Here is a 3,636-nt window from a genome sequence, read left to right as displayed (position 1 = left end):
TGCGGGGAAGTAGGGTAAGGAACGAGACAAAATTTAGGGTGCGATCGCCTTTATACTTGTATTTCCATATTTTGCCACAGGCGTGGAAGGGTTTCTCTAAATTTCTGCAACAAAAGGAAAGACCGGGCGATTTTTGTTTGGCGATCGCCTCTAGCGATCAAAAATAAAAGGGGCGCAGATTGCACCCCTATCATTGTCTTTTGCGGTGTCTTTTGCTGCAATCAGAGATTTGCAGAAGAGACTTTTCGCAAGTTCTAGTTAAACTTAAACTTCAAACGTTTCTTGACCGGAGAACTTAACCGTAACAGGCTCAGGATTTTTGCCGATAGAGCGATCCTTTTTACCAACGGGTCCGCGGCCTTCGTTAACTTTTTCAGGGAATACACCATCCGCAGGGTGCAGATACTGGATTTCTCCATTAGGATAAACCCGGTAAATTTTGTAGTCCTGAATTTTCGGCTTGAACTTGGTACGAAGTTGAGTACCGAGGGCGAGACACTGCTCTTTACGGGCAAGATACAGTAGATTGTCGCCAGCGTTCATGATTGCTGCGCCACCGGTGGGCATTTCAAAAACTTGCTCGGATGTACTCGACCAAGTAATGGCGTATTTTTCTTCGGTTTCTGCTTTGGTAAGCAAACCACCGGTGCTACCGCCAAACATGGGCATTTTTCCGGAAAGAGCTTCTGTCATAATTCTTCTCTCTAAATCGTATGATTTAGGGAAATGCTATCATTGCGGGGTTATTTATTTTCAGGTTTTGTCAAGAACTGTAACAGTTGTTTAACATTAGTGGGTTGATGGGTTCTCCTCTTCCTAGCGCTCTAGGGCAAACCCATCGTAAAATTTGGCGTGTGGCGATCGCATCCCGGTTAAATTAGCTCAATTAGCTAGTTATTGATTCGATCCCCCCCAGCCCCCCTTGATAAGGGGGGAGAATCCCAAAGTCCCCTTTTTTAAGCAGGAAGAATCCCGAAGCCCCCTTTTTTAAGCAGGAAGAATCCCAAAGTCCCCTTTTTTAAGCAGGAAGAATCCCAAAGTCCCCTTTTTTAAGCAGGAAGAATCCCAAAGTCCCCTTTTTTAAGGGGGATTTAGGGGGATCGCAACGTATTCTATTTGTAACTAGCAACTCGGGTTAAATTAGCTCAATTAGCCGCCAAATCCTCCCAAAGACGACTGGGAAAAACTTCCCGCCCCCTGACTCGCCTGTACTGCTGACTGTGAGAACACTTGAAAGGCTTGGCGAATTTCTTTTTCACTCTTGCCCGGAGTTAAAATCCACTCATCGCGAATGCCCATTTCTTGGAAAACTTTCTGAAAATTCGTGCATTCGTCATCAATGCCCATTGCTGCAATAATGTGATTTTCTGCCCGTAACATATCTTTGGCGATCGCGCTCACATCTTTAGCTTGCGATCGCCGCGAATGTTCGTCGGCTCCATCGGTAATAATCAGGGTAATTGTCCGTACAGGAACGCCATTATCCTCAAATTCCTGCGCTTTTGCCAACACGGTGCCTAACAAAACGACGGTTTGATCGTAAAGGGGCGTACCTTGGTTAGGATTGTAATTTTTGGGATCCATTCGCACGGCTTGAGAGAGAGGACAATAGGGATAGAGAACAAACCCATTCAAATATCTTGTATGAATGAGAATACTATCCTGTTGTTGCGTACTGCCAAGGGCATCTAAAACGGCATTATGTCCTCCTCGTACTGCTTGAGAATTGCCCCCAAAGCGAATAGAGCCGGAATCGTCTGGCATAATAGTGACAAGAACGACCTCACTAGCGGTCACATCATCCACATTAATCCCCAAACCCGCTTGAATTTCTGCACCAATATCGAGAACATTTAATGCTTGCATGGATGCGTTGGATAGTAATCCGTCATCTTGTGCGGATTGGAACAGATTGTTAAGATTGGGTGTATTTTGACTCATGATAATCTCCTTAATATTGTAGGGGTTTGGTCTCCAAAAATATTGTAGGGGTTTGGTCTCCAAACCCTTAGATAATAACGGCAGTTTTCCTGACATTTGCGATCGCCTTAACTCATCGCATTAAAGATTTGTGCTGCGGTTAATTTTAGCTCGGGAAAAGTTGGAGAAATTATTTCTTCTTCCCCTCGAAACTGAGTGACTTGATATTCTCCATCGACTAACGAATAAATCGAGATTATGGGCATTTTGGGAGAACCGATATATCGAGTTGCCGCTAATCCCAAATAATCTACAATCCAATATTCTTGAATGCCCATCTCTTCATAGTCTTTAAGTTTTATGAGATAGTCATCTCGCCAATTAGTACTAGCAACCTCAATCAATAATTTAACTGTTTTACCATTAGAAACCGTCGATCGCTTTTCCCAGAGTGTTTCTTTCTGCAAAACCGTATCATCTAAAATGATTATATCTGGCTTATAACCTGTATCGGCATCAGGAGGTCTGACAATACATCCACCCGGAATGAAGAAAGGCAATTTCAGGCGGTAAATTTCTAGAATACATTGTGCGGCAATGAATCCGGCAATTTTCTCGTGGCTTCCTCTGGGTTGCAATTCAACTATGACTCCCTCATGTAGTTCGTAAATTCCATTCTCTGGATACCAATCCAGAAATTCTTCAAAGCTGAGAAGTTTGGGAAGTGCTTGGATCATGGGAAAATCTCCAACTTTTTTACAGTATAGTACATTTTGGCAATTTTATAAACTCAAACCCGGCCAAGTTTCCAGTGCATCAGTGGATTTAACCAAGTGCATTCCAGCTTTAGCAAAGCGATCGAATGCTGCATTTGCTTGGTCTGTAAAATCAATGACACCGGGGATAACAACGGGAGAAGTACAGTCTTCTAATAAGTAAACTTTCTTAGCTAAATCTGGGTCTTTAGCTTGAATTTCTGTGAGTAGATCGTCAATCGTCCAAGCAACACAATGACTCTTCGCTTGTCCGGCGATAATCACTGCATCAAAATCCAACAATTTCTGAATAAAGCGAGTATTTTTCTGAGCAATAGGACGACCATCAGCACTTTCTAAAACCTCTGGACGTAACACCGAATAATTTTCAGTTAAAGGATTGCCGCCTTTAATTTCAAACCGGGTCTGACTATTCCGTGCGAGATTGTGGAAAAATAGAGCTTCTTCGACTGCCGAAACTAGGGCGTGACCAATGCCACCTAATACAGAATGGTACGGCCAAATCGTTAGAGGATATTTACCCTCATCGTCCAATTTTTTGACATAATGAAAAGCGTGCTTTTGCAATGCCAAATAATTACCATTGACGAGGCTATAAGCAACAGCAGGATTAACCTTCCAAACTCCTTTTTGAACATCCCCTAATGTAATCATTGTCGCCGCAGGAGTCGGATGTTCTCCCGCATCATTGATCCAGAAAAAAGGATGGAAAATTTGCATAGCAGTATGGGTATCCATCGTCGGTGCAATTTCCGTAATTGTCCCTAAATTATGATAGATAAACTCGCATAAACGCTGATTATCATCGATCGCGCCAGTTCCCGATCGCCCTCCCACAAACAGTTCAAAGTTAGGGATACAAAAGGTATTCTGCACGTCGATCGCCATCAGACAAATGCGCGTTTTATCTTTGGCTGCGGGTTGAATATGCCACCGTTTT

General features: G+C 43.2%; 4 protein-coding genes. All 4 read right to left on the bottom strand.

What is annotated here, in order from left to right:
* Positions 1-264: 264 nt before the first annotated feature.
* Positions 265-693 carry a photosystem I reaction center subunit II PsaD gene (locus tag VB714_RS21200; protein WP_323226679.1) on the bottom strand — a complete coding sequence of 143 codons (429 nt, stop codon included), beginning with the start codon at positions 691-693 and terminating at the stop codon, positions 265-267.
* Positions 694-1,149: 456 nt separating this feature from the next.
* Positions 1,150-1,941: a hypothetical protein gene (locus tag VB714_RS21195; protein WP_323226678.1), complete on the bottom strand. Its 792-nt coding sequence runs from the start codon at positions 1,939-1,941 to the stop codon at positions 1,150-1,152.
* Between the two features lie 107 nt (positions 1,942-2,048).
* Complete coding sequence (locus tag VB714_RS21190) at positions 2,049-2,657, bottom strand: Uma2 family endonuclease (protein ID WP_323226677.1); 609 nt, start codon at positions 2,655-2,657, stop codon at positions 2,049-2,051.
* Between the two features lie 45 nt (positions 2,658-2,702).
* A partial coding sequence (locus tag VB714_RS21185) for an isochorismatase (protein ID WP_323226676.1) occupies positions 2,703-3,636 on the bottom strand: 934 nt, incomplete at its 5' end.

Origin of the sequence: Spirulina sp. 06S082 (genome assembly GCF_034932145.1) — a bacterium.
GTDB lineage: Bacteria > Cyanobacteriota > Cyanobacteriia > Cyanobacteriales > Spirulinaceae > CCY15215.
Note: the sequence above shows the minus strand (reverse complement) of the source record. Positions and strands in the feature narration are given on the sequence as shown.